This is a genomic window from Paenarthrobacter sp. NPDC018779 (assembly GCF_044391085.1).
Classification (GTDB): Bacteria; Actinomycetota; Actinomycetes; order Actinomycetales; family Micrococcaceae; genus Arthrobacter.
Window position 1 is genome coordinate 199842 of sequence record NZ_JBIRZS010000002.1, and the last position, 25022, is coordinate 224863.

The 25022-nt window shown below is 63.6% G+C and carries 20 protein-coding genes and 2 tRNA genes; 15 read left to right on the plus strand and 7 right to left on the minus strand.

The genetic code is table 11. The features are described from left to right. Position 1 precedes the first annotated feature (1 nt). Positions 2–2122 (plus strand): ATP-dependent DNA helicase UvrD2, encoded by a 2121-nt coding sequence (locus ACH488_RS03285; RefSeq protein ID WP_397322515.1) that lies wholly within the window; start codon positions 2–4, stop codon positions 2120–2122. Next, the gene (locus tag ACH488_RS03290) at positions 2122–2715 is read left to right on the plus strand and encodes a M48 family metallopeptidase (protein WP_397322244.1); all 594 of its coding nucleotides are present in this window, start codon (positions 2122–2124) and stop codon (positions 2713–2715) included. Before ACH488_RS03285 ends, ACH488_RS03290 begins: the two co-directional genes overlap by 1 nt. A gap of 44 nt (positions 2716–2759) precedes the next feature. Here ACH488_RS03290 and ACH488_RS03295 read toward each other — a convergent pair whose 3' ends face one another. After that, complete coding sequence (locus ACH488_RS03295; protein ID WP_397322245.1) at positions 2760–4196, minus strand: zinc-dependent metalloprotease; 1437 nt, start codon at positions 4194–4196, stop codon at positions 2760–2762. A gap of 211 nt (positions 4197–4407) precedes the next feature. On the opposite strand from ACH488_RS03295, the gene ACH488_RS03300 reads away from it, so the two are divergent. The 5 genes from ACH488_RS03300 (at position 4408) to ACH488_RS03320 (ending at position 10029) form a co-directional block, all read left to right on the plus strand. Further along, complete coding sequence (locus tag ACH488_RS03300; RefSeq protein ID WP_397322246.1) at positions 4408–5544, plus strand: PDZ domain-containing protein; 1137 nt, start codon at positions 4408–4410, stop codon at positions 5542–5544. 129 nt (positions 5545–5673) lie between these two features. Further along, complete coding sequence (locus ACH488_RS03305) at positions 5674–8670, plus strand: UPF0182 family protein (RefSeq protein WP_397322248.1); 2997 nt, start codon at positions 5674–5676, stop codon at positions 8668–8670. A 132-nt stretch (positions 8671–8802) separates the two neighbouring features. Next, positions 8803–8876, plus strand: a tRNA-Met gene (locus ACH488_RS03310). A 165-nt stretch (positions 8877–9041) separates the two neighbouring features. Next, positions 9042–9115 (plus strand) — tRNA-Met (locus tag ACH488_RS03315). Positions 9116–9231: 116 nt separating this feature from the next. Beyond that, positions 9232–10029, plus strand: coding sequence for a GntR family transcriptional regulator (locus tag ACH488_RS03320; protein WP_397322250.1), 798 nt, complete (start codon positions 9232–9234; stop codon positions 10027–10029). Positions 10030–10155: 126 nt separating this feature from the next. Here the strand turns inward: ACH488_RS03320 and ACH488_RS03325 are convergent, their stop codons facing one another. Continuing rightward, the gene (locus tag ACH488_RS03325) at positions 10156–10944 is read right to left on the minus strand and encodes a PspA/IM30 family protein (RefSeq protein ID WP_397322252.1); all 789 of its coding nucleotides are present in this window, start codon (positions 10942–10944) and stop codon (positions 10156–10158) included. Positions 10945–11062: 118 nt separating this feature from the next. Next, positions 11063–13117, minus strand: a complete 2055-nt coding sequence (locus tag ACH488_RS03330) for a TPM domain-containing protein (RefSeq protein ID WP_397322254.1) — start codon at positions 13115–13117, stop codon at positions 11063–11065. A gap of 333 nt (positions 13118–13450) precedes the next feature. Here ACH488_RS03330 and ACH488_RS03335 point away from each other — a divergent pair, with 333 nt between their 5' ends. The 6 genes from ACH488_RS03335 to ACH488_RS03360 all read left to right on the plus strand — a co-directional run bounded on the left by ACH488_RS03335 (position 13451) and on the right by ACH488_RS03360 (position 20040). After that, on the plus strand, positions 13451–15190 hold the full coding sequence (locus ACH488_RS03335) for a trypsin-like peptidase domain-containing protein (protein ID WP_397322256.1): 1740 nt from the start codon (positions 13451–13453) through the stop codon (positions 15188–15190). A gap of 246 nt (positions 15191–15436) precedes the next feature. Further along, positions 15437–16252 (plus strand): electron transfer flavoprotein subunit beta/FixA family protein, encoded by an 816-nt coding sequence (locus tag ACH488_RS03340; protein WP_397322258.1) that lies wholly within the window; start codon positions 15437–15439, stop codon positions 16250–16252. A gap of 15 nt (positions 16253–16267) precedes the next feature. Next, positions 16268–17221: an electron transfer flavoprotein subunit alpha/FixB family protein gene (locus ACH488_RS03345; protein WP_397322260.1), complete on the plus strand. Its 954-nt coding sequence runs from the start codon at positions 16268–16270 to the stop codon at positions 17219–17221. Positions 17222–17225: 4 nt separating this feature from the next. Further along, on the plus strand, positions 17226–18005 hold the full coding sequence (locus ACH488_RS03350; RefSeq protein ID WP_397322261.1) for a PIG-L deacetylase family protein: 780 nt from the start codon (positions 17226–17228) through the stop codon (positions 18003–18005). A gap of 74 nt (positions 18006–18079) precedes the next feature. Further along, the gene (locus tag ACH488_RS03355; RefSeq protein WP_397322263.1) at positions 18080–18628 is read left to right on the plus strand and encodes a gluconokinase; all 549 of its coding nucleotides are present in this window, start codon (positions 18080–18082) and stop codon (positions 18626–18628) included. Next, positions 18625–20040, plus strand: coding sequence for a gluconate:H+ symporter (locus tag ACH488_RS03360; RefSeq protein ID WP_397322265.1), 1416 nt, complete (start codon positions 18625–18627; stop codon positions 20038–20040). Before ACH488_RS03355 ends, ACH488_RS03360 begins: the two co-directional genes overlap by 4 nt. An 83-nt stretch (positions 20041–20123) precedes the next feature. On the opposite strand, the gene ACH488_RS03365 is transcribed toward ACH488_RS03360, so the two are convergent. From ACH488_RS03365 to ACH488_RS03380, 4 genes are all read right to left on the minus strand, one after another. After that, positions 20124–20975 (minus strand): anti-sigma factor domain-containing protein, encoded by an 852-nt coding sequence (locus ACH488_RS03365; RefSeq protein ID WP_397322267.1) that lies wholly within the window; start codon positions 20973–20975, stop codon positions 20124–20126. Between the two features lies 1 nt (position 20976). After that, the gene (sigK, locus tag ACH488_RS03370) at positions 20977–21582 is read right to left on the minus strand and encodes an ECF RNA polymerase sigma factor SigK (protein ID WP_397322516.1); all 606 of its coding nucleotides are present in this window, start codon (positions 21580–21582) and stop codon (positions 20977–20979) included. Between the two features lie 187 nt (positions 21583–21769). Further along, complete coding sequence (locus ACH488_RS03375) at positions 21770–22237, minus strand: tRNA (cytidine(34)-2'-O)-methyltransferase (protein WP_397322269.1); 468 nt, start codon at positions 22235–22237, stop codon at positions 21770–21772. Between the two features lie 44 nt (positions 22238–22281). Further along, positions 22282–23217 carry a J domain-containing protein gene (locus ACH488_RS03380; protein WP_397322271.1) on the minus strand — a complete coding sequence of 312 codons (936 nt, stop codon included), beginning with the start codon at positions 23215–23217 and terminating at the stop codon, positions 22282–22284. Positions 23218–23338: 121 nt separating this feature from the next. On the opposite strand from ACH488_RS03380, the gene ACH488_RS03385 reads away from it, so the two are divergent. Further along, positions 23339–24262 (plus strand): diacylglycerol/lipid kinase family protein, encoded by a 924-nt coding sequence (locus ACH488_RS03385; RefSeq protein WP_397322273.1) that lies wholly within the window; start codon positions 23339–23341, stop codon positions 24260–24262. Positions 24263–24307: 45 nt separating this feature from the next. Continuing rightward, positions 24308–24985, plus strand: a complete 678-nt coding sequence (locus ACH488_RS03390; RefSeq protein ID WP_397322275.1) for a hypothetical protein — start codon at positions 24308–24310, stop codon at positions 24983–24985. Positions 24986–25022 lie beyond the last annotated feature (37 nt).

A 25022-nucleotide genomic window follows, 5' to 3' on the forward strand; every position in this document is an offset into this window, starting at 1 on the left:
CATGGTTGACGCCGACGGTTCGCTGGAGGAACGAATACTCGGTGGTTTGGATGAGGAACAGCGGGAAGTAGCCAGCACCCTGACGGGCCCCTTGTGTGTCCTTGCCGGTGCGGGCACGGGCAAGACGAGGGCCATTACCCACCGCATCGCCTATGGGGTGCACTCGGGGGTGTACTCCCCGCGAAGGCTGCTGGCCGTTACGTTTACGGCGCGGGCGGCAGCCGAGATGCGCAGCAGGCTCCGTGATCTCGGTGTTCCCAATGTCCAGGCGCGGACCTTCCACGCTGCGGCGCTGCGGCAGTTGCAGTTCTTCTGGCCGCAGGCAATCGGCGGAACCCTGCCTAACCTTTTGGACCACAAAGCCACCATGATCGCAGAGGCCTCGCGCAGGCTCCGGCTCAGCACGGACCGTGCTTCCATCCGGGACCTTGCCGCAGAGATCGAATGGGCCAAGGTTTCCATGCTGACCCCGGCGAACTACCTCGAGAACGCAAAGGACAGGGGCACCCCCGGCGGTTTCGACCTGACGGCCGTTTCACGGGTGTTCCAGGCTTACGAGGACATCAAGACGGACCGCAACGTCATCGATTTTGAGGATGTGCTGCTCATTACCGTGGGCATCCTGCAAGAGGATCCGAAGGTGGCGGCTACAGTCCGGGAACAGTACCGGCACTTCGTGGTGGATGAATACCAGGACGTTTCACCGCTCCAACAGCGGCTCCTGGATCTTTGGCTGGGCGGCCGGGACGAGCTCTGCGTGGTGGGTGATGCCAGCCAGACCATCTATTCGTTCACGGGAGCTTCCCCGAAGCATCTCCTCGGGTTCAAGGCGCAGTATCCCCAAGCCACAGTGGTCAAGCTCGTCCGCGATTACCGTTCAACGCCCCAAGTGGTGAAACTGGCCAACGACCTCCTCGGTTCCAGGCGCAGCGGCGGGCCGGTGGCAGATGCCGCGTGGGCCTCGCCGCTCAAGCTTGTGGCGCAGCGGCCTTCCGGACCCGAGCCCCGTTTCCTTGAATGTCCGGACGACGAGGCAGAAGCTGCGGTGGTTGCCGGGAAGATCCAGGAATTGCTGGATGCCGGTGTCAAGGCAAGCGAGATTGCCATTCTCTTCCGCACCAACGGGCAGTCGGAAGCCTACGAGCAGGCCTTGGCATCGGCCGGCATCGGGTACCAGCTTCGCGGCGGAGAGAGGTTCTTCGCTCGGAAGGAAGTCCGCGATGCCATCCTTCAGTTGCGGGCTGCTACCCGGGCCGTCCAGGAAGGAACCCCGGAACCCCTGGGCCAGCTTGTCCGGGATATCATTGCTTCCCTTGGTTACACGGACGCAGCCCCGCATAGCGGTGGGGCCCTCCGGGAGCGCTGGGAATCGTTGGCTGCCTTGGTGGCCTTGGCTGACGAACTGGCTGTCAGCCGGGGGGAGTCCTTCAGCCTGGCGGAATTCGTCAATGAGCTGCAGGAACGCTCCGTAGCCCAGCATGCTCCCACCGTCCAGGGAGTCACGCTTGCCTCCCTCCACGCCGCGAAGGGCCTGGAGTGGGACGCCGTTTTCCTGGTTGGGCTCAGCGAAGGACTCATGCCCATCTCCTTCGCGGATTCTCCCGCAGACGTGGATGAGGAACGCCGGCTGCTGTATGTCGGAATCACCCGGGCACGGGAACACCTCAACCTGTCGTGGTCGGCGGCCCGGACACCGGGTGGCCGGGCCAACCGCAAGCCATCACGGTTCCTCGACGGCCTTCGCCCTGATTCTGTCGCATCGGCGAACGCCAGGAGCCGCGCGGGTGCGCCGCGGCGAAAAGCCGCCGCACCGGCGTCGTGCCGTGTTTGCGGGAGCATGCTCGCAACCGGAGCCGAACGCAAAGTGGGGCGCTGCAACCAATGTCCCCCCAGCTACCAGGAACAGACCTTCGAAGCACTCCGCCAGTGGCGTCGCGAGGAGGCCCAATCGGCAGACGTGCCCGCTTACGTAGTCTTCACCGATGCCACTTTGACGGCCATAGCGGAGGCGCGGCCGGAAACCCTGGAGCAGTTGGCGGGACTCGCTGGAGTGGGACCGTCGAAGCTGGAGCGCTATGGGGAGGCTGTGTTGGAGGTACTTACTGAAAGCGCAGAGCTCTGATGGCCGAGGAGATTCCCCTTCGCACCGATGACGGCGCTCCCGTCATAGTGCGCCGTTCCGCGCGCCGCCGGCGCACGGTCGCAGCTTTTTGGGAGGACGGCAATGCCGTTGTGGCCATCCCGGCCAGTTTCACCAAGGCGCAGGAACGCGAATGGGTTCGCAGGATGTTGGCCAAGCTCAAAGCCAAGGGCGAACGCCGGGGGAGCGGCGACGGCAGAAGGCGTCCGTCGTCGGACTCTGCTTTGGCGCAGCACGCTGCCCTGTTGTCCCGCACCTACCTTGGTGGCCGCGCTGTTCCGACGTCGGTCCGCTGGGTGACCAACCAGAACTCACGCTGGGGTTCGGCTACTCCGTCCGAGGGCACCATCCGGCTTTCGCACAAGCTGCAGCCCATGCCGCAATGGGTTGTTGACTATGTCCTGCTGCATGAACTGGCGCATCTTCTGGTGGCCGGGCACAACGCTGCGTTTTGGCGTCTGCTGGAGGCCTACCCGGAAACGGAAAGGGCGAAGGCGTTCCTCGAAGGCGTGAGCTTTGCCACCTCCCGCGGCTTGGGCGAAGGCCCCGCCTCGGTGGACACAGACGAGGATTAAGCAGCAGTGGCCGCCCGGATTTCCGTGGCGGCCACCGTGAGGCGCTACTTGGAGGGCGCTTCAGGTTCTCCCTCATCAGGGCCGGAGTCATCGGAAGCTTCGTCGGACGGTGAGTCACTGCCCGCTTCTTCCGCGGAGTCGTATCCACCGCTCAGGAGCTTCTGCAGGGCATCGTCCACTTCGCTGTCGCTCGCTTCCGCCAGGCGGCGGCGTTCCGAGAAGCCCTTGGGGTCGTCCAGGTCCTCGCCCGTTGGCAGGAGGTCCGGGTGGTGCCAAATGGCGTCGCGTCCGGCAACCCCGCGTTCTTCCTTGAGCGTGGCCCACAGCGTTGCAGCGTCACGGAGGCGGCGGGGCCTCAGTTCCAGGCCTACCAGGGAAGAGAACGCGTGTTCCGCAGGTCCGCCGGTGGCGCGCCGGCGCCGCACCATCTCGCGCAGGGCAGTGGCAGACGGCAACAACTTTTCGGTGGCTTCCGCGGTGAGCTCGTCAACCCAGCCTTCCACCAGGGCCAGCGCCGTTTCGAGCTTTTCGAGGGCGGCCGTCTGGACCGGGGTGCGTTCGGGCGTGAAGACACCTTGGGACAGGGCTTCCTGGATACCCTCGGGGTTGCTGGGGTCCAGGTCCCGGGCCAGGTCCTCGATCCGGGACATATCGATGTGGATGCCGCGGGCGTAGGCTTCGATGGCCCCCAGCAAATGTCCGCGGAGCCAGGGAACCTGGACGAACAGCCGGGCGTGGGCGGCTTCGCGGACGGCCAGGAACAGCCGGACGTCGTTCTCGGGCAGGCTGAGTCCTTCGCCGAACTTGGCAACGTTGGCAGGCAGCAAGGCCATTTCCAGGTCGGCGAGTGGGACTCCGATGTCCGTTGAGCTGACCACTTCGGCAGACAGGGCTCCGATCGCCTGGCCCAGTTGCATGCCGAAGATGGCCCCGCCCATGTTTTGCAGCATGGACGACGCGCCGCCCATCATGGACTTCATTTCCTCGGGCAGTTGCTGGCTGAGGGCACCGGAGAGGGCGTTGGCAATGCTGTTGGCCACGGGTTCGGTCAGCCGCTTCCAGGTGCCCAACGTTGCTTCGACCCATTCCGCACGGGACCAGGCCCGGCCGATCAGGCCCGTTGAGGGAAGGTCCGTCACGGGGTCGAGCCAGAGTTCCGCCAGTCGGAGGGCCTCGTCGATCTCGCGCTTTTGCGTGGAGTTCACGGAAGGGTCGCTGCCCGCGGCTGCGACGCGCCGGGCGTTCTCGTGGGCCAGTTGCCAGTTGACGGGTCCCTCGGAGGTGGAACTCATCATGGCCTGCACCTGGGCGAACATCTGCTGCAACAGTTGCGGATCGTTGGGCAGTCCGGCCGCTTTGGCAAGTTCGGCGGGATCGATGTTGCCCATTCCCTGGCCGCCCATCAGGTTCTGCAGCATTTCTGCCAGAGGGTCCTTGGGGTTGTCATCGTCGTTTGACGGGTTGTTGGGGTTGGTAGACATGGTGCCGCCGATCGTCGAACTGGCTGGTGATCCCCTTCACCGTACCGCGCAGGGGAGGGGCTGTCTGCCTGCGGGCGGCGTAGTTCGCTGTAGGCAAAGCAGCCCTGCAAGGTCCGGACCGCGTAGTGTGGATGCTTGGTATGTTCCCTGTGCCGCTGCCGGCGGCAGGAGCGAAACTGCCGTCACGCAGTGCCGGCTGAGAGAGGCCTCAATGCTTACTTCGCCCAGTCCCGAGGGCTCGGTTGACCCGCGTCAAACGCCCGACGCCGATCCCTCCTCCGTGCCCGCGTCACCGCCGGGCAGCAGCCGGTACATGATCATGATCGTCTCCGGCCTCCTTGCCTTGGGACTCGGTTTAGGCGCCGCTGCGTTGCCTGTTCCCTATGTGGTGGAATCTGCCGGCCCCACCTTCAATACCCTGGGCCAGGACGGCGACAAACAGGTCATCACCATCTCGGGTCGCGAGTCCTTCCCGGCGAAGGGCAATCTTGACCTCACCACCGTGGTGATGACGGGAGGCCCGAAGAGCCCGGCCACCATCTTTGACGTCTTCCGCGCCTGGCTGGACAAATCCAAGGCCATCTACCCGGAGGAACTGATCTATCCCAAGGGGACAACTGCGGAACAGACCGTCCAACAAGGCGAGATCGCCATGGAGACGTCCCAGGAAAACGCCGTTGCTGCAGCCCTGCGCGAACTGGACATTCCGTTCGAGCAGCGCCTTACCGTCGCGGGTCTTTCCGATGCTTCACCATCTGACGGCAAAATCCAGGACGGGGACCGGTTGGTCTCCATCAACGGCAAGCCGATCACCTCCATGAGCGTCATCCAGGCGGAGTTGTCAGCGGGAGCCGGTGCTCCGGCAACGGTCGTGGTTGAACGCAACGGTTCCGCTGTCACGGAAACCGTGACGCCAACCAAGAACTCCAACGACCGGTACGTGCTTGGGGTCCTTCTTTCCAGTGATTTCACCTTCCCGTTCGATGTGAAGATTTCGCTGGACAACGTTGGTGGACCGAGTGCCGGGATGATGTTTGCCCTCGGGATTGTGGACAGCCTGACGCCGGGGGACATGACCGGAGGCAAGCACGTGGCCGGAACGGGAACCATCACTGCGGACGGTGCCGTGGGAGCCATCGGCGGGATCGCGCAGAAAATGATCGGTGCCAGGGACCACGGGGCCACCATGTTCCTTGCCCCTGCAGCGAATTGCGCAGACGTGGTTGGGCACGTGCCTGATGGTCTCCAAGTGGTCAAGGTGGAGACGCTGGCTGATGCCACCACAGCCGTGGAACGGCTCGGCGCGGGCCAGGACACGTCAAGCCTTCCCACCTGCACAAACAACTAGACTGGCGGTGGAACTTAGCTCCACCGCCACTCGTGGCATATATGACGGCTCTGCCTGCACCCAGCGGCGGAAGCTGTTGAACACACGCACACCGACTGTTAACTGACGACCACCAATGAGGTACAGAGTTTGTCCCGTCCCGCCAGCTCCAGCCCGCCCGGAAGATCGCCGCTGAGACGAGGTGCCCTGACTCCGACGCTGATCGTCGTAGCCGTGGCGGTCGTCGGTTTCATATTCTTCGCCAACGTGTGGACAGATGTCCTGTGGTACCAGCAGTTGGGGTTCTTCGAGGTTTATATCCGCGAGAACCTTGCCCGGATCCTGACGTTCCTGGTTGGCTTCGCCATGATGTTCGCGGCCGTCTTCTTCGCCATCCGGATCGCGTACCGCTCACGCCCGGTCTATGCTCCGGACGCGGAGTCGCGCGACAACCTCAACCGTTACCAAGCTCAGCTCGAACCGGTACGCCGCGTGGTCATGATCGGCCTGCCCATCCTTTTCGGCCTTTTTGCCGGAAGTGCGGCAGCGAGCCAGTGGCAGAAGGTCCTCCTGTTCTTCAACCAGGAACCGTTTGGCCAAACTGACCCGCTGTTCAACATGGACATCAGTTTCTACCTCATGTCCCTGCCCTTCCTGGGCTTCATCACCGGATTCCTCATCAGCATCGCGGTGGTTGCCGGGATCGCGGGCATCCTGACGCACTACCTCTACGGCAGCATCCGCCTCATGGAGCGGGGTATCTTCACCAGCCGCGCTGCGCAGATCCACATAGCCGTAACGGGCGCCTTCTTCCTGTTGCTGCTCGGCGTCAACTTCTGGCTGGATCGCTACACGACGGTCCAGAGTGCTTCGGGACGTTGGGCCGGAGCGCTCTACACCGATGTCAACGCCGTGGTTCCCACCAAGGCGATTCTCGCAGTGGCCGCCGGCCTGGTAGCCATCCTGTTCATCGTGGCAGCGGTGATCGGCCGCTGGCGCCTTCCGGTCATCGGAACGGCCATGCTGATCATCACGGCCATCCTCGCCGGCGGCGTCTACCCCTGGGTCATCCAGCAGTTCCAGGTGCGCCCGTCCGAAAACACGCTGGAGCGGGAATTCATCGGCCGCAACATCAACATGACCCGGGCTGCCTATGGCTTGGACAAGATCGATGTGTCCGCCTACAACGCCACCACCACTGCAACGAGCGGTGCCTTGGCCAAGGATGCGCAGACGGCCGCCAACATCCGTCTCCTGGACCCGAACCTGATCTCGTCGGCGTTCTCCCAGCTTGAGCAGTACCGCCCTTACTACCAGTTCCCGCAGACGCTCAACGTGGACCGCTACACGATCGACGGGAAGGTGCAGGACACTGTCATCGCTGTTCGCGAACTGAACCCGGATGGCCTCAGCGCCAACCAGCAAACCTGGGTCAACCGGCACATTGTCTACACGCACGGTTACGGCGTGGTGGCCGCAAAGGGCAACAAGTTCACCGCTGACGGCAAGCCGGATTTCCTTCAATCGGGAATTCCTTCCAGCGGTGTCCTGGGTAACGACTCCAGCTACCAGCCGCGGATCTACTTCGGCGAAAACTCGCCGGAATACTCAATCGTGGGTGCTCCGGAAGGTGCCCCGCACCGTGAGCAGGACCGTCCGGCCGGCAGGGAAGGCAGCGGTGAAACCCAGTACACCTTCACCGGCAACGGCGGGCCGAACGTCGGAAACTGGCTGAACAGGATCCTGTACTCCATCAAGTTCCAGTCTTCGGACCTGCTGCTGTCCGACGGTGTCAATGAGAAGTCGCAGATCCTGTACGACCGCAACCCCCGCGACCGCGTCGAGAAGCTGGCGCCGTACCTCACCGTGGATGGAAATGCTTATCCTGCCGTCGTTGACGGACGCGTCAAGTGGATCGTTGACGGCTACACCACCAGCCAGTACTTCCCGTACTCCCAGCCACAGCAGCTGCAGAACGCTACTGCAGACTCACAGACGAGTGCCGGACGCACTGTTGCCCTGCCCAACAGCTCGGTCAACTACATCCGAAACTCGGTCAAGGCCACGGTGGATGCCTATGACGGCTCGGTGACGCTCTACGCGTGGGACGACCAGGACCCCATCCTCAAGGCCTGGCAGAAAGTCTTCCCCACGACGTTGAAGCCGTTCACCGAGATGTCCGGTGACCTCATGAGCCACGTCCGTTACCCGGAAGACCTCTTCAAGGTCCAGCGCGAACTGCTGGGACGCTACCACGTCACGGATGCTGACAGCTTCTACCAGAACAACGACGCTTGGAGCGTTCCGAACGATCCCACGGTGTCCGAAGCAGTGAAGCAGCCGCCGTTCTACATGTCCCTGCAGATGCCGGACCAGGACAAGCCAGCTTTCCAGCTCACGTCCTCGTTCATTCCGCAGACCGTGAATGGCAGTGCAAGGAACATCCTGTACGGATTCCTCGCCGCTGATTCCGACGCCGGCAACGTCAAGGGGGTCAAAGCTGACAGTTATGGCAAGCTGCGGCTGCTCCAGTTGCCAACTGACACGCAGGTACCGGGTCCAGGCCAGGCGCAAAACAAGTTCAACTCCGATCCCACAGTGTCGCAGGCCCTGAACCTGCTGCGGCAAGGTGCCTCGGATGTCTTGAACGGCAACCTGCTGACCCTGCCGGTTGGCGGCGGCTTGCTCTACGTACAGCCGGTCTACCTGAAGTCGACCGGTGAGACCTCCTACCCAACACTGCAGCGCGTCCTGGTGGCTTTCGGCGACAAGATCGGCTTTGCGCCGACGTTGGACGAAGCCCTGGACCAGTTGTTTGGAGGTAATTCCGGTGCCACAGCCGGCGACTCGGACAACAACGGCCAGACCCCGGCCACTCCGCCCGGGACAACCACTCCGCCGGAGGGCAGCATGGACGCCAAGGCAGACCTCAAGGCAGCTCTTGATGAAGCCAACAAGGCAATCGTTGATGGCCAGGCCGCCCTCGCAAAGGGCGACTTCGCGGGCTACGGAGATCAGCAGAACAAGCTGTCCGCAGCCCTCAAGAAGGCCCTCGACGCTGAAACCCGGCTCGGTGTGACACCTGCGCCGACGGCTACCCCCAGCGCCACTCCAAGCGCGACGCCGTCTCCCTCGCCGAGCAACTAGCCCGGCAGCGATTCCCTGAAGCAGGTGCCCGTTCCTTCCAGGAGCGGGCACCTGCTGCATGTGGGGGGAGACGCACATCACGCCACCAGGATTTGGTCTCCCATTCACCGGACGGTAATGTTGTTCTTGCGACGCGGGGTGGAGCAGTTCGGTAGCTCGCTGGGCTCATAACCCAGAGGTCACAGGTTCAAATCCTGTCCCCGCAACTGGAGAAAAAGTCCGGATCAGCACAAGCTGATCCGGACTTTTTGCTTGCCTGGAAAATCCTCCTCGATCATCGACGGGCTGAACGGCGGTAAAAGTGATCTGCGGCACGATGGTGCCGAAGTGGTCAAAACCGCAGTCGCCATAGGGTAAAGTTGATGGAGCGACGCGGGGTGGAGCAGTTCGGTAGCTCGCTGGGCTCATAACCCAGAGGTCACAGGTTCAAATCCTGTCCCCGCAACTGGGAAAGGCCCGGATCAGTATGTACTGGTCCGGGCCTTTGTTTTATCCGCGCAGCCGTGGTGCCGGCATCATGTTCCCTCCGGCCACGGTGCATGTCACGCCAGGAAGGCCCGCATGGTCAAAGAAGACTACGACGACGCACCCAAACCCCAGGTTCTGCAGAGGGACAGCCCCGTGGCCGTATACCAGCAGGTAGCGGACGTTTTGACAGATCAGGTGAGCCGGCTGGAACCCGGTTCGCGCATCCCCACCGAAGAATCGTTGATGGACCGGTACGGGATCAGCCGGACTACGGTGCGGAAGGCCATCGAAACCTTGGTGGCAAAGGGCCTGTTGGTCCGCCGCCAGGGTAAGGGAACCTTCGTCATGGCCCAGCGGCCCGTGCGCCTGCTGAACCGCCTGGCACCCTTCATGGAGACGTTCACTGCTGCGGGAATGAAGACGGTCAAGGGCTTGATCGAATACAAGTGGATGGAAAAGGACCGGACAGTTCCAGCCAAGCTCGTATCCGAGGACAACCTGGTACTGGTTATCCGCCGGTCGTACTCCAGCGCCGGATGGCCCTATGCGATTGCGGAGATCTTCATTCCTTCCCACATTGGCCGACACATCAGCCTCGCCGATGCGGAGAAGAACTCCATCTACCAGGTGATCCAGGACAGGACCCTGAAGCCGCTCCAGCGGGCCGAAATTACCGTGACCATGCATGCACCTCCCGAGCACCTGGCTGATGCCCTCAACGTGCGGGGCTTCCCCATGGTGCCACGCCTGGAGCGGACCACGTTGGGGCCGGATGGCGAAGTCCTGGAATGTACCGTGACGTACTTCCATCCCAAGGGGTTTGAGATCAGGGCTGAAGTTGCCACGGAAGCAAGCCCCGGTGCGGACAGCGCAGGAGTGCCCGCGAGCTGAGCCCAGCGCTCGGATGACATCCCAGGTTATTAAACGGCGAATGGCCCGGTCCTGGAGAACCAAGCCATTGGACGGCGAATGGCCGGGTCCAACTGAACCCGGCCATTCGCATGGGACTTGCGGGACTTAGAGCTTGTCGAAGTCCGCCTCGTTGATGGTGGCACCGGAGGCCGCCGGGGCACCTGCACCGAGGGCAGGCTTGCTGCCACCGGACTTGAGTGCTGCCAGGCGGGCTTCGATTTCCGTCTGCTCACCCAGGTCCTCAAGCTGGTTGAACTGGGCGTCGAGGCTTGAAGCCGCCAGTTCCTGCTGCCCAAGGACCTTGGCTTCTTCCCGGCGGATCTTCTCTTCGAAACGGCCAACCTCGCTGGTGGGGTCCATGATGTCGATGCTCTTGAGGGCATCGTGCACCTGGGACTGCGCAGCAGCGGTCTTGGAACGGGCCACCAGCTCGTTGCGCTTGGCGGTGAGTTGGTTGAGCTTGTTCTTCATTTGGTCGAGGCCGCTCTTGAGCTTGTCCACAACCTCGGTCTGGGAAGCGATGCTCGGTTCGGCCGCCTTGGCTTCGGATTCGGCCGTCATCTGGCGCTGGATGGCAACCTTCGCCAGGTTGTCGAACTTCTGTGCATCCGCCGCGTCGCCGGCCGCACGGTACTCATCGGCTTTCCGGGATGCTGCCAGGGCCTTGTTGCCCCAGTCCTGGGCGTTCTTGACGTCCTCGTTGTAATCGGCCTGCAGCATGCGCAGGTTGCCGATGGTCTGGGCAACGGCTGACTCGGCCTCGGCAATGTTGTTCGTGTAGTCGCGGACCATCTGGTCCAGCATCTTCTGCGGGTCCTCGGCCTGGTCAAGCAAAGAGTTGATGTTTGCCTTGGCCAGTTGTGCGATCCGACCGAAAATGGACTGCTTAACCATGGTGTTGCCTTTCGTCCTGCTCAGTGGAGCCCACTGAAATCAGTGATCAGTTGTTGTACCGCTTCTACATGGGGTGGGAACCCCACCTAGTTTGTGCTGGCCGGAACCAGTGTGGTGCCTAGAAGCTGCCGGAGTCGCCGCCGCCGAAGTCTCCTCCGCCACCGCCCCAGTCGCCTCCGCCGCCTGAGTCGCCGCCGAAGAAGCCGCCGCCTCCACCGCCGTCGCTGTGGCCTCCGCCCCAGCCGCCGTGGCCGCCGTTGAGGATGGAGTTGATGAGGATGCCGCCAAGGATGGCGCCCCCGAGGCCTCCGCCTCCGCCGCCTCCACCGAACATGCCGCCCCGGCCGTAGCCTTGGTCGGCGTAGCCAAAGTGGTCAACGTCAGCCTGTGCCAGTTGGGCCGCCTGCGCCGCGAGCGAGTGTGCCTGCTGGGCGTAGGTCAGGGCAGTCACAGGATCGTTGCGTGAGATGGACAAAGCGTAATCGAGGTTCCGTTGGGCTTCTGCCAGACGGGTCCTGGCTTCGGTCCCCACGCCGCCGCGGCGTGCAGTGATGTAGTCCGAGGTGGCACTGATCTGTGCTTGTGCCGCCATGATGGTCTGCTGCAGGGAGGCCTGGGCACGACGTGCCTGCTCTTCCTGGTCCCGAATGCCGGAGAGCGACTGGTCCAAGGCCTGGTGTGCTGTCTCCACGCGGTTCAGCGTCGCCAGGGGATCGATCCTGCCGCCTTGGATTTCCGTCTTGACCTGCGCCAGGGCAGCTTCGACGCCGGCAACCGGTCCGGCAAGTTCCGGGTGCTGGCCGGACTGGATCATGGCCCGCGCCTGTGCCAGGTCCTGGCTTGTTTCGGCAACGGCGCTCTCCAAGGACGTGCGGGCCTCGTCAAGGCTTCCCGCGGTCTTGGAAATGGCGTCGATCAGCACGTTGGTCTGGTGCAGGCTTTCTTCTGCGGCGCGAACCGCAACGGCGGCCAGGCTGTTCTCCCCCGAGCCAAGCTTCTCCTGTGCTGTTGCGGCTGCGTTGTTCACGAAGGCCAGGCGTTCCTTGGCCTGCATGATGTTGTCCGAGACCTGTGCGACGGCCGAGTCGGCGTACTTGGCGCGGAGCGTCTCCAGCGACTGTTCCGCAGTCGCGATTTTCGCGTCTGCCTCACGAGCGCCGTCGGTAACAGCGGCCAGGGCCTGCGGCGCATTCTTTTCCAGTTCGCGCAGCGAATCGAAATCGGACTTCTGGTCCCGCAGCGACGCCAAGGCGGCTTCGGAGCGGCGGATGATTTCACCGAGCCAGCTGCGCTGTTGGTCTTCGGTGTCCGGAATGTGGTCATCGAGTTGCTGCTGCAGTTTGAAGGACTCAGTCATGTGGCCCTTGGCTTCCTGCAGGGCCTTGGTGAAGTTGCCGATCGCGGCGTCGCCGTACTGCGCCTGCGCGAAGCCGAGTTCCTGTTCGCTGGACTTGATGGCGTCGTCCGCTTCGATGAGCAGCGAGCCGCTCCTCTGCCGGAGTTCGGGGATGCTGAGGCCGGCGAGGGGATCGAGCTGTTCGCCCTGCGGTCCGTAACTGGCGCTGGAGGCCTGTCCGGACTTCTTCCGCCGGTTGCGCAGGTACAGGTAGGTGCCCACGCCACCGGCAGCAACGACGCCGACACCCACCAGGACGCCTACGCCTGCGTTGCCGCTCGGCACGGTTCCGCTGCCACCGCCGGCCGCGTCACCAATGGCAGCCGCGGTGTCGATCGCAGCCTGTGCATAGTCCTTTTTGCCCGCGCCAAGGTTCGCAGCGATGGCGTTCTGGGTAATGTTCGTCCGCTTGGAGTAGATGGAACTCGCGGAGTTCGGGGCGAAGTAGTACTGACCGGCTGTGGAGATAGCCAAAAGAACGTCAGCCTTGCCCATCTTCTTGTTCGTTGCGACAGCTTGACCCCACTGTGCAGGATCCGACGGGTTCTCGAAGGAGTTCACCGTCACCACATAGAGGTTGTACTTGTGGTCCTTCAACGTCTTCTGGATGGCGTCCTGGACTTCGCCCTTCCGGCTTCCAAGGACGTTGGCATCATCGACGATGTTTGTGCCGGATGGAATGGTGACTGGATCAGCGGCCCACGCCGCACCCGCCGGCAGGGCCAGCACTCCAGCCACGCCAATCACGGCGAGTACACGTTTCACTATTGACCGCATGTGCAACCCTTCAGCACGTCTGCGACTGGAACAAGGCGAACCAATCGTCACAGAATGCTCAGCGCCCCCACGCATGGTGTGTAAAGCCGCAGGTCGCTGTGGCAATTCCTCTTGATTCTATGGTGCACCTGATACCCCGTCCACCGGGGTGAATATGCCACCAGCGAAATGAAGGAGAAAGCCCGAAGGGTCGCGCGTTGAAGCATGAATCGAGGTTCCGGCGACTCTCGTCACCGAACCCATCCAGGCTTTCAGGAAGCTCCCAGCGAACGTCCGAAATTGTTCCAGTAAATAGGGCCATAGTTAGGGGAGACGAGAACGAAAGGAAGTCCCATGACGGAGAACCCAGCACAGGGCGCCGCTTCGGAAAACCGCGAGCCGAACGAGCCGCGCGATCCTGCCGCCAGCACTTCGGATGCAACTCCCACACAGCAGCAGCCCGCCTGGAACTCCGATCAGCGAACGGGGTCCCAGCCCACCACGCCGATGCCGGCATTCCAGCCGCCGACCGCCGCGAGGGCAGGGGCTCCGGAACAGAACCCCAACGGCGGCCAGGATACCAACCGCAACAACAATGCGGCGTCCGGGGAGCCAACTGCGTCCCACCCCCACTCGAGCGCGCACCAGGGTCAGCAGCAGCCGCCCTATGCAGGCCACATGTACCAAGGGGGCAGTCAACGCCCGGACTATCCACAGCGCCATCCGTTCTACGGTTCCGGTCAAAACCCAGGAACGCCCGGGCAGTCCCAAGGCGGCCAGGCCCCGGGCGCCCAGGGTCAGGCGCAGTTCAGCAGCCTCCCCGGTGGGCCATACGGAGCCCAGCAGGGACAAGGCATGCACCAAGGACCCCAGCACACAGCGGTTGCCACCAAGCGCAAGCCCGTCTTCGGCGTAGGCACCCTGGTTGCCAGCATCCTTGCGGCAGGCCTGGTGGGCGGCGGCGTCGTGGCCGGCAGCAACATGCTGTGGGATCAACCCGCAACCACGTCTTCGAGCAGCGGACAGTCCAGCACGGTCATCGTCAATAACAAGGACGACGTCAACGCCATTACGGCGGCCGCCGCGAAAGCGTCGCCCAGCGTGGTGACCATCAAGGCCACCAGCGGCAACGAGGGTGGCACCGGCTCCGGCATCATCATTGACGACCAAGGCCACATCCTGACCAACACCCACGTAGTCACGCTGGACGGTGCCACGTCCAATGCAGCCATCGAGGTCCGTACCAGCGATGGCAAGGTCCTTAAAGCTACAGTCGTGGGCACGGACCCCCTGTCCGACCTCGCTGTCATCAAGGTTTCGGATGCGTCGGGACTGGTACCTGCCACCCTGGGTGACTCTTCCAAAGTCAACGTGGGGGACACCGCAGTGGCCATCGGCGCGCCGCTCGGCCTGACGGGAACGGTGACGGACGGAATCGTTTCAACCCTGAACCGGACCATCAGCGTGGCGTCTTCCGCGGCGCCCAAGGACGGTTCGGACAACTCCCAGGGCGGTGACCAGGGCTTCCAGTTCGCCCCTCCGGGGGGTGGACAGAGCCAGAGCACCAGCAACGAGGGTTCGATTTCCATCAACGTCATCCAGACTGATGCCGCCATCAACCCTGGCAACTCCGGTGGTGCCTTGGTGAACAGCAAGGGTGAAATCATCGGCGTCAACGTGGCCATTGCTTCGGCAGGCAGCAGCTCCGCCACTTCGTCCAGCGGCAACATCGGTGTTGGCTTCAGCATCCCGATCAACCACGCCAAGAGGGTGGCCCAGGAAATCATCGATACGGGCAAGGCCAGCCACGGCCAGTTCGGCGTCTCTGTCCGGGCCAAGTCCTCGACGGGCAGCGACTCGGGCTTCTCGGTTGGCGCCGAAGTTGCTTCCGTGACCAGCGGTTCCGCGGCCGCCAAGGCAGGCATCAAGGTTGGCGATGTGATCACGAAGTTCGGCGATTACTCCATCAGCGATCCCAACCAGCTGACCGCTGCAGTGCGTGAGCAGTCGGCGGGGGCAAAGGTGAAGGTCACCATCGTCCGGAACGGACAGTCGCAGGATGTCGACGTCACCCTGGATGCGGCACAGCAGTAACGGGCATCTGCGGAATCAGCCGCACCTGAAGAAAGAACCATCGACGGCGGGCCGCACCTGGGAGGCGGCCCGCCGTCGTGCTTTACCGGCAAGTTCGCTTCACCAAGGCGACGAAACAGGCGTTAACGCCGCCATGGAATTTTGCGGGCAATATGCTTAGCTAGGGGAAGCCCACGTGTTGGGCAATTTCACGGCCACGCTTTGAAGGTTGGCCGTCCACAAGCATGGAAGGCTGCTTCGAAGACAGTGGAAGACACATTGAAGATTGTGGTCCTGGTCAAGCACGTCCCGGACGCGCAGTTCGACCGGCACATCACCGGACCAGGCAACACCACCGATCGTGACGAGAGCATCTTGTCCGAACTTGACGAGTACGCCCTTGAGGCAGCGCTGCAGCTGGCCGAAGAGCGCGGCGGCGTGAAGGCGGGCAACGAGGTCATTGCCCTGAGCATGGGCCCGTCCGGAGCAGTGAATGCCGTGAAGAAGTCGCTTCAAATCGGTGCCTTCTCCGGCGTCCACCTGAGCGACGAGGCCTTGGCGGGCTCCGACGCGGCCGCCACTTCGCTGGCACTTGCCGCCGCCATCCGCCATCTTTCCGCGGATGGCCGGCCCGTTGACCTGGTTCTCACCGGCATGGCTTCCACGGACGGCGAGACGTCGCTGGTTCCGGCGCAGCTCGCTGAGCGCTTGTCCCTGCCCCAGGTAACGTTCGCCTCCAGCCTGGAGGTGAACGGCCGCACCGTGGTGGCCCGTCGCGATACCGGGCTCCACTCGGAGACCATCGAGGCGCAGCTGCCCGCGGTAGTGTCCGTGACGGACCAGATCAACGAGCCGCGGTACCCGAACTTCAAGGGCATCCTGGCCGCCAAGAAGAAGAAGATCGCTTCCCTGTCCCTCGCGGACATTGGCGTCGATGCCTCCCAGGTGGGCGCCGCGGGTTCCTGGACCGTGGTGGAATCGGCTGAGGCCCGTCCGCCGCGGACCGCCGGCACCATCATCACCGACGAAGGCGACGCCGGCATCAAGCTGGTCGACTTCCTGGCCGCACAGAAGCTGCTCTAAAGGGGACCCCACACCATGGCAAACGCACTTGTATTCATTGACAACCCCGGAGCCACGCTCAAGAAGAGCAGCCTGGAGCTCCTGACCCTTGCCCGGAAACTGGGGGAGACCGCCGTCGCCATCAATGGTCATGTGGCCGACGACGTCGCCGCCGCCTTGGGTGCCTATGGCGTCACCACGGTCTTCCGGCCGTCGTCGGACGACCTTGGCGACTACCTTGCCGGACCCAAGGCCGCCTACCTGGCTGCGGCTGTGGGAGCCTCCGGTGCCACCGCAGTTCTGCTTGAGAACTCTCCCGAAGCCAAGGAAATTGCCGGCCGTCTGGGCATCAAGCTCAGCGCGGGCGTCATCACGGACGTCGTGGACGTGGAAGCGGACGGAACGGCGCACAAGTCGGTCCTTGCAGGCTCTTACACCACCACGGCCAAGGCGACCACGCCGGTGTCCGTGTACTCGGTGAAGGCGAACACGGTTGAACCCGAGCCGGCTGCCGCTGCTGCAACGCCCGCCACGGCCACAGTGGAGGTACCTGGCGATGCCGCGGCAGGTTCTGCACGGATCTCGTCGCGGTCGGACAAGCCTGTCAGCGGACGCCCCGAGCTGAGCGAAGCCCGCATCGTGGTGGCCGGTGGCCGAGGCGTGGATGGCGACTTCGGTCCTGTCGAAGAGTTGGCTGATGCACTCGGCGCTGCGGTCGGTGCTTCCCGTGCTGCGACGGATGCCGGGTGGATCGGCCACGATGCCCAGGTTGGCCAGACGGGTGTGACGGTTTCGCCGCAGCTTTATATTTCGGCGGGCATTTCCGGCGCCATCCAGCAAAAGGCCGGCATGCAGACATCCAAGGTCATTGTTGCCGTTAACAAGGACTCCGAGTCTCCCGTGTTCGAGATAGCGGACTTTGGCATCATTGGCGACCTCTTCAAGGTCCTGCCGCAGGCTACGGCCGAGATCAAGAAGCGGAAGGGCTGATCCTTTGACTTCTGGCGTTTCGTCAGCGAAGAGCCCGTTCAACACCTCCACGGAGCGTGTTGAGCGGGTGCTTTGTTTTACTGCCCATCCGGACGACATCGACTTTGGAGCGGCGGGCACCATCGCAGCATGGACTGCCGCGGGAGTCCAGGTCAGCTACTGCATCATGACCGACGGCGACGCCGGCGGATTCGATCCGGTGGACCGGGAAAGGATCATCGAGCTCCGGGCCGAAGAACAGCAGCGTGCTGCCGCCCTGGTGGGCGTGCGGGATATCCACTACCTCCACGAACGTGACGGCTACCTGGAACCCACCCACAAGGTCATCAAGCAAGTGGTCAAGCTGATCCGGGAGATCCGCCCGGACATTGTGCTGACCATGCATCCGGAAAGGAATTGGGACCGGATCCAGAAGAGCCACCCGGACCACCTTGCGGCGGGGGAGGCCGTGACCCGCGCCGTTTACCCGGCCGTGGAGAACCCCTTCGCCTACCCCGAACTCGCAGAGGCAGGACTTCAGGCTTTCAAGCTGCCGTGGCTGTGGTTTATCTCCAGCCCGGAAGCCCTTGAGAACCATGCCGTGGACATCACGGAACACGTTGATGCCAAGCTGGACGCCATCAGGATCCATGCGAGCCAGCACCCGGACATCGAGGGGATGGAACGCGTGGTCCGGGGGAACCTGCTCGCCAACGGACAACGCGCCGGGCTGGCTGAAGGACGGAGTGCGGAGCGGTTCCACGTGGTGGCGATCAACGGTTCCAGCACTATCGCAGGCTTCTAGTATTGCCCTCGTGTAACCCCTGCCATATGCTTGACCTCGGTTAAATCATATTTATTTGAGGAAGGCAGACTTTGATGGCGAAGACTGCACAGCAGCCGGTTCTTGTGATCATGGGAGTTTCCGGCTCGGGAAAATCAACCGTTGCCGGCGTCCTGGCAGGGAAGCTCGGATGGGACCTTGCCGAAGGTGACGATCTCCACCCTGAAGCAAACGTAGCCAAGATGCACTCCGGACAGGCGCTCACGGACGAGGACCGTTGGCCTTGGCTCGAGATTATCGCCGCCTGGATCCGGAAGCGGACGGAAAGCGGAACCCCGGCGATCATCACGTGTTCGGCCCTGAAGAAGAAGTACCGCGACGTGCTTCGAGGAGAAGGCGTCGTCTTTGTGTTCCTCCAAGGCAGCAAGGACAAGATCTCGGACCGCCTGGCCTCCCGCCACGGCCATTTCATGCCGCCTTCGCTCCTGGAATCCCAGTTTGAGGCGCTTGAGGAGCCTACAGAGGAGGAGAACTACATCTCGCTGTGTGTCTCGGCGTCTCCGGCTGAGGAAGCGGAGGAAGTGATCGAACGGCTGGGTCTTCTGCCCGCCGTCGCCGAGGGCAACGAAACGACTGCCTTGTGATTGCGCTCAAGACGGCAGCGCTGGTGCCCGCAGAGGTCCAGGGCTGGACCGGCCACGACACGCAACTCCTGGTGGTGGCCGCCCTGGGAATCGCGCTGATCGTGGTCCTGATCGCGAAACTGAAACTGCATCCCTTCCTGGCCCTGGTGCTGGGTTCGGCCTTTGTTGGCCTGGCCTCCGGCGTTGAGCTCGGAAAGGTCATCACAAACTTCGAAGACGGCGTGGGCGGGGTCCTCAAGGAAGTGGGGCTCCTGATCGCCTTGGGCGCGATGCTCGGCAAGCTCCTGGCCGACTCCGGGGGAGCGAACCGCGTGGTGGATACGCTCATCGCGAAGGCAAGCGGCAACAAGCTGGTCTGGATGATCACCTTGGTTGCGGTCATCATTGGCCTGCCCATGTTCTTCGAGATCGGCTTGGTTCTGCTCCTCCCGGTGATCGTGCTGGTGACGCAGCGTTCCAAGATGAAGCTGATGCGCATCGCCATCCCCGCCTTGGCCGGCTTGTCGGTGCTGCATGGACTGGTGCCGCCGCACCCGGGGCCGCTGATCGCGATCAGTGCCGTGAAGGCCGAATTGGGGACGACCCTGGCCTTGGGCATCCTGGTGGCCATTCCCACCGTGATCATTTGTGGTCCGTTGTTCTCCCGGCTGGCTGCCCGATGGGTACCTGTCGACGCGCCGGCCGTCGCCGGTGGCATCGACACCCAGCACAGTGCCGACCTCAGCGACGTCAAACGGCAACCATCGTTCCTTGTGACGCTGCTGACCATCATCTTCCCCGTGGTACTCATGCTCCTGAAGGCGCTGGGCGGCATCATCTGGCCGGATGCTGCCACTGCGCCGGCCATCAGGATCTTCTTCGACTTCGTGGGCCAGCCCCTTGTCGCCATGACGCTGGCCGTGCTGGCGGCAATCGTGACCTTCGGGTATGCGGTGGGTTTCACGGGCAGCAAGATCACCGCCAAGCTTGGAGACAGCCTGGGACCAATCGCGGCCATCCTCCTGATCGTAGGCGCCGGTGGTGGTTTCAAGCAGACCCTGATCGGCGCGGGGGTGGGCGACGCCGTCAAGAAATGGGCCGAAGGCGCCAATATGTCTGTGTTGGTCCTGGGCTTCATCGTCGCCGTGGCCCTCCGCCTCGCCACAGGATCGGCGACGGTGGCTACCGTGACCGCTGCCGGAATCGTAGCGCCCCTGGCAGGCAGCCTCAGTCCTACGCACGCGGCCTTGCTGGCGCTGGCGATCGGTGCCGGCTCGCTGTTCCTGTCCCACGTCAATGACGCAGGCTTCTGGCTGGTCAAGGAACTCTTCGGACTGACTGTAGGTCAAACCTTCAAGACCTGGTCCGTAATGGAGACCCTGATCTCCGTGGTGGGTTTCGGCTTCGTGATGCTGTTGTCGCTCGTTTTGTAGCGACGGCTTTTCGCAGCGCAAAGTACGACGGCGGCCGTACCGTAGGTGGGACGGCCGCCGTCGGGCGTTAAGACGGGGTGGACTCAGGCGGCGCCCAAGGGAACCACCACGACAGGAGCGGAGGTGGGCTCTTTGGACCCACCCCTGGGCTCAACCGTGATGGCTACCGATGAAGCCGCTGACAATCCCTTCACAACGGCAGGCTTGGACAGGCTTTCGGCATCCATGGTGCCCTGGGAGACCGGCGCGGAACCATCCTTCGGCAGCGTCCATAGCTGGTAGACCTTGCCGCTCGGGGCAGGAGCCACCCCGTTCATGAGCACCACGAACGAGTCCTTTGCCGAGGAAGCGGAGATCGTGGCGGTGCCACCTCCGGGAACGTCCGCGGTCTTCTTCTGGACGTCCTGCGCCTGGAGGACCTGGTTGATGGGATCGTTCTGGGCAGAAACATACGCGCCTACACCGACTCCTGCCACTGCGATCGCGGCTGCGGCGGCAGCGCCGATGATCCACGCCCGCGCTCCTGCCATCCCTCGACGTTCCTTGCGCTTGAGCCGTGCACTGGCGAGATCGGCGACGGCCGCTCCTCCGGAGGGCTCTCCCGTGGACGGAGCAACAGCCTCGGCAGTGGACTGCGTTGCGGGTGAGGTCAGCGCGATCCTGTCCATGATGGAGTCGAACAAGCCGGCAGGGGGCTCCTCCTCCGGTGCAAAGGTAACGGCCAGCGTTTCGTGTGCCTGGCGAACCCTCTCCCGGAACTCCGGGCCCTCGGGAGCGTCCTTGACGTAGTCGTCGATCAGGGCACGTTCTTCCTCGGTCAAGGCGTCCAAGGCATAAATTTCGGCAAGTTCAAGGAGTCGGCCCTCGGCAAGGTCGGTTGCGATGTGGTTCGCGAACATTTTTCGGATAAATCCTCCACCGGTGTTTTCACTCATCTCAGCCCACCCCCAAGCACGTCTTGAGGCGCAGGAGGCCGTCCCGGATCCGCGACTTGATGGTGGGCACGGCTGCGCCGAGCCGTTCGGCAACCTCGCGGTAGGTGAGGCCGCCGTAGTAGGCCAGCCGGACAGACTCCTGCTGGGTCTCGGTCAAGGTTCCCAAGCAGCGGACCACAGCCTCGGCTTCGAGGTTGGTACCGGCTTCTTCGGCTACCACGTCGCGGTCGGGATCCTGGCTGGAAGCGCCGTAGCGCGCCTCCCGGTCAGTGGCTGCCTGCACGGCACGGACGCGGTCAATGGCCCGGCGGTGTGCAATGGTCATCAACCAAGCCAAAGGTGTTCCCGCGCCACGGTCGAACTTCGCGGCGCCTTGCCAGACCTGCATGAAGACTTCCTGGGAGGCGTCCTCGCTCAGTTCGGGATCGATCAGCACACGCCTCGCCATACCGAACACCCGCCTGGAGGTCAACCGGTAAAAATCTGCGAAGGCTTGCTGGTCTCCGGCAGCGATCAGCTCAAGGAGGCCTGACAACTGCGAATTCAGGTCGGTCGCGGGCCCTGCGGCTTCGAAGACCGGGGGACCGGGGGTATTGGGGGTGTCCATTACTGTCCAGCATATGTGGTCGGCTTTGAAAGCGGCAGGACGGCCCACCGGCGTGGTGGGCGATGCCGTGCGGTTGACCACTACAGCCACCTGTCTCTCCAGCACGCTCACTTGGGCTCCTCATCCGCAATCCTTGGCCGGAATTCTCCTGCACCCGTTATTCGGCGCGGCGGCCCACCTGGATGGGTTAGATTTTGGCCCCGGCGAAGCCGTTCTGGCGCCATGCCTCGAAGACCGCGATGGAGGCCGCGTTGGCAAGGTTGAGCGAGCGAAGCGAAGGCAGCATAGGCAGCCGGACCCGTGCGGTGACATGCGGATCCTGCTTCAGCCAGGCCGGGAGCCCCACGGACTCGGGCCCGAACATCAGCACATCGCCTTCGCGGTACTCGATGTCCGTATAGGAGGTTTCGCCGTCCGATGTGAAGGCAAAGACCCGGTCCGGCTGAAGGGCGTCCCATGCGGCGTCGATGTCCTTGTGGACCGTGACCACAGCGAGGTCGTGGTAGTCCAGGCCTGCGCGGCGCAGCTTGGCATCGGAAAAGTCGAAGCCGAGTGGCTCCACCAAGTGCAGTTCGGCGCCGGTGATGGCTGCGAGGCGGATGGCATTGCCGGTGTTGCCTGGAATTTCTGGGGTGTGGAAGAGGATACGGAACACTGGTCCATCCTATCCAGCCTTGCCGCGCAAAGGGGTGGAGCGGGTTACTGGTGCATGCCCCGCAGCAATCGTGCCAGTACCGGCACCACCACCGTGTTCGGCGCCGGACCGGAACTGAGGAACTGCTTGAGGCCCCGGGCCAAGCCCGCGCCGTTGACTACTTCGATGCCGGACTCCGGTGCTTTTCCATAATGGTCGATCACCGGCTCGTGCAGGTTGCCGTCAGGGCTGTGCAGGACCACCCACCCCGTAACATTCAATTCGGGAAAGATGTCCTGCATCTGCCGGACGATGTGGCCGAGCTGCGGTGGTGCGATGGTCCTGCCGCCATGGCGCAATGACTGGCCGTTCCAGGCGTAGGCACCCTTGGGCAGCAGCATGGAGCCGACCAGAGCGAGCCGGTATCCGGACAGTACGGCGTGGTCTATGTGACTGTTGTCGGATGGTGACCGCAGGCCGTTCACCAAGCGCGCGGCAGGAAGGGCCGTCAGGACCTGCCGTGAGATGAGCTGGACCGTGCGCAATTCGCGCTGGATCCGGGCCTCTGCGCCGAAGATGCCGCGTTTGCGGGGAAGTCCATGGACCTGCAAGGCGGCTTCCGCCTTGGAAATGAGGGGAACCTCATGCGGGTCATCGAACGGTGGCACGTACACGGCGGGGTCTCCGGCGGTGTTGCGCTGCTGCTGCGGGCGCCTGACACCTGCGGCAGTGGCCGGCCCGCGACCGTCGGGGCCCGCCTCGCGACCGGGGACGGACCCGCCGGTTGCCCCGGTGGCATAGCGGCGGTCGTATTCCGCCCGGCGCCGCGGATCGATCAGGGTTTCATAGGCCAAGGTCACCCGACGGAACGCTTCAGCCTCGCCGCCGTGATCCGGGTGGGCCTTCCTCGCGGCCTTGCGGTAGGCCACCTTGATTTCCTTGTCTGTCGCAGTGACGGGCACACGAAGGACTTGATAGTGCGAACTGCTGCCCTCGGCCAAGCACGGGCCCTTCTCTAGGTTCGGTTGTCCGCCCCGGAAGGGCGGTACGTGCCAGTTTATCCAGCCACTCCATGAACGTTGGCAGGGGGCCCGGTGGTTCCCGGCTGGCATAATTCCTGCTGTGAACACTCCGGCCCCGCCCAACGGCCGCAGGCCCGGAAAGCTTGCCCTCGCCATCAACCCGGCCGCTTCCTTCGGCCGCCTGCCCAATGCGGGGGACCAGGCCGCCGCCTTTTTCCGCGCCGCCGGTACCGACGTCGTCGTGCTTCAGGACGTCAGCTCTGAAGCCCTGCGGCGGCGTGTGAACCAAGCGGTCACTGCTGGCATCGACGCCCTGGTAGTGGTGGGTGGGGACGGCATGGTCAATCTCGCCGTGAATGCGCTCGCCGGTACCGATGTTCCCCTGGGCATCGTCCCGGCTGGGACCGGCAACGACGTTGCCAGGTCGCTGGAACTGCCCCTCGATGACATCGCGGCAGCGTGCCGCACAGTACTTGACGCCCTGGACGCGGGTGGTCGCCGGATTGACCTGGCTCGGGCAACGTCAGCCTGCGGGACCGCCTATTTTGCCGGGGTGCTTTCCGCGGGCTTCGATGCCGCCGTGAACGAACGGGCCAACTCCTGGCGCTGGCCCCGCGGCAGGAACCGGTACAACCTGGCCATGATCCGGGAACTGGCTTCTTTCCGGCCCATCGACTATCTGGTCACGGCGGACGGCCGGCAGTGGCGCCAGCGCGCTATGTTAATGTCCGTTGCCAACGGGCAGTCGATCGGAGGTGGCATGAGGATTACTCCGGAGGCAGCTCCTGATGACGGCGAACTGGACCTGTTCGTGGTCAAACCGCTATCCCGATTGGCCTTCCTGGCGGTCTTTCCCAAAGTCTTTACTGGCCGGCACACAGGACATCCGGCGGTAGGGATTCAACGGGCCAAGCGCGTGCGGCTCGAGGCCGCCGGGGTCAGCGCCTATGCCGATGGCGAACGGATTGCGGAGCTGCCTGTCGAGGTTGAGGTGGTTCCGGGAGGATTGCGCGTCCTGGCGTAACGCGTCGGTAGACTCTGATCGGGCAGGGACGGCGAGTGAGGAGCAATGGTGGTACAGAACGTTCGACGGCGGCTGCTTGCCTTGGGCGCGGTGACAACCACCGGCCTGCTGATGGCCGGATGCAGCGTCAACGTTCCGGACCCCGCGGCTCCGAAGCCTTCGCCGGCAGGGTCCACACTGTCCACGCCTACCATCACCCCAGGGCATGATGCAGCCGCCGTGGCGGCCAAGGACCTTCCCCTTGGTGCTGGCGGAACGCTGGTGCCGGGAGAACCGGTCACGTATGCCAGCAGGCTTGAGGAGGTTCCGGGGTGGTCGGTGGTCCATGCGGGGCTGCAGGGTGAGAACCGCTACGCGAAAGCCGATGGCTGCGTGGCCCTGGCCAGGATTACGGTCAACCAAGGTCCCTTGGTGGTTCCCGGAGACGATGTTGCCTCCACCAAGGCACTGTTCCAGTACCTCGATGCCGGGATCGATCCGGAAAAGCTGAAGGCGGCCACCCTGCGCTGGGGGCAGGACTCAGAAAAACCCCAGCGCTCCGTGGAACTGCTGGCGTTGGAGTCGGCGTCTACCGCCGGAGGAAAACCTGCCTTGGTGATGGCCAGGCTTTTCAGTGGGACTGCGTCCGCTGTGTATGTCTCGATTGCCTGCCCGGACGCGTCCGCCCTGGCCAAAGCGAAGGCAGACGTCCAAGCCCAGGTGGTCCTCGTTCCGCCGTCCTGACGGCGGGTGGGAAGCCGCCCTTCAAATAATCAATGAG

Bases quoted from the DNA above. Each gene is read 5' to 3' on its own strand.
- ACH488_RS03285 (WP_397322515.1), top strand. From the start codon at position 2: ATGGTTGACGCCGACGGTTCGCTGGAGGAACGAATACTCGGTGGTTTG.
- ACH488_RS03355 (WP_397322263.1), top strand. From the start codon at position 18,080: ATGGCGAAGACTGCACAGCAGCCGGTTCTTGTGATCATGGGAGTTTCC.
- ACH488_RS03290 (WP_397322244.1), top strand. From the start codon at position 2,122: ATGGCCGAGGAGATTCCCCTTCGCACCGATGACGGCGCTCCCGTCATA.
- ACH488_RS03325 (WP_397322252.1), bottom strand. From the start codon at position 10,944: ATGGTTAAGCAGTCCATTTTCGGTCGGATCGCACAACTGGCCAAGGCA.
- ACH488_RS03320 (WP_397322250.1), top strand. From the start codon at position 9,232: ATGGTCAAAGAAGACTACGACGACGCACCCAAACCCCAGGTTCTGCAG.
- ACH488_RS03390 (WP_397322275.1), top strand. From the start codon at position 24,308: ATGGTGGTACAGAACGTTCGACGGCGGCTGCTTGCCTTGGGCGCGGTG.
- ACH488_RS03335 (WP_397322256.1), top strand. From the start codon at position 13,451: ATGACGGAGAACCCAGCACAGGGCGCCGCTTCGGAAAACCGCGAGCCG.
- ACH488_RS03295 (WP_397322245.1), bottom strand. From the start codon at position 4,196: ATGTCTACCAACCCCAACAACCCGTCAAACGACGATGACAACCCCAAG.
- ACH488_RS03365 (WP_397322267.1), bottom strand. From the start codon at position 20,975: ATGAGTGAAAACACCGGTGGAGGATTTATCCGAAAAATGTTCGCGAAC.
- ACH488_RS03300 (WP_397322246.1), top strand. From the start codon at position 4,408: ATGCTTACTTCGCCCAGTCCCGAGGGCTCGGTTGACCCGCGTCAAACG.
- ACH488_RS03345 (WP_397322260.1), top strand. From the start codon at position 16,268: ATGGCAAACGCACTTGTATTCATTGACAACCCCGGAGCCACGCTCAAG.
- ACH488_RS03330 (WP_397322254.1), bottom strand. From the start codon at position 13,117: ATGCGGTCAATAGTGAAACGTGTACTCGCCGTGATTGGCGTGGCTGGA.
- sigK (WP_397322516.1), bottom strand. From the start codon at position 21,582: ATGGACACCCCCAATACCCCCGGTCCCCCGGTCTTCGAAGCCGCAGGG.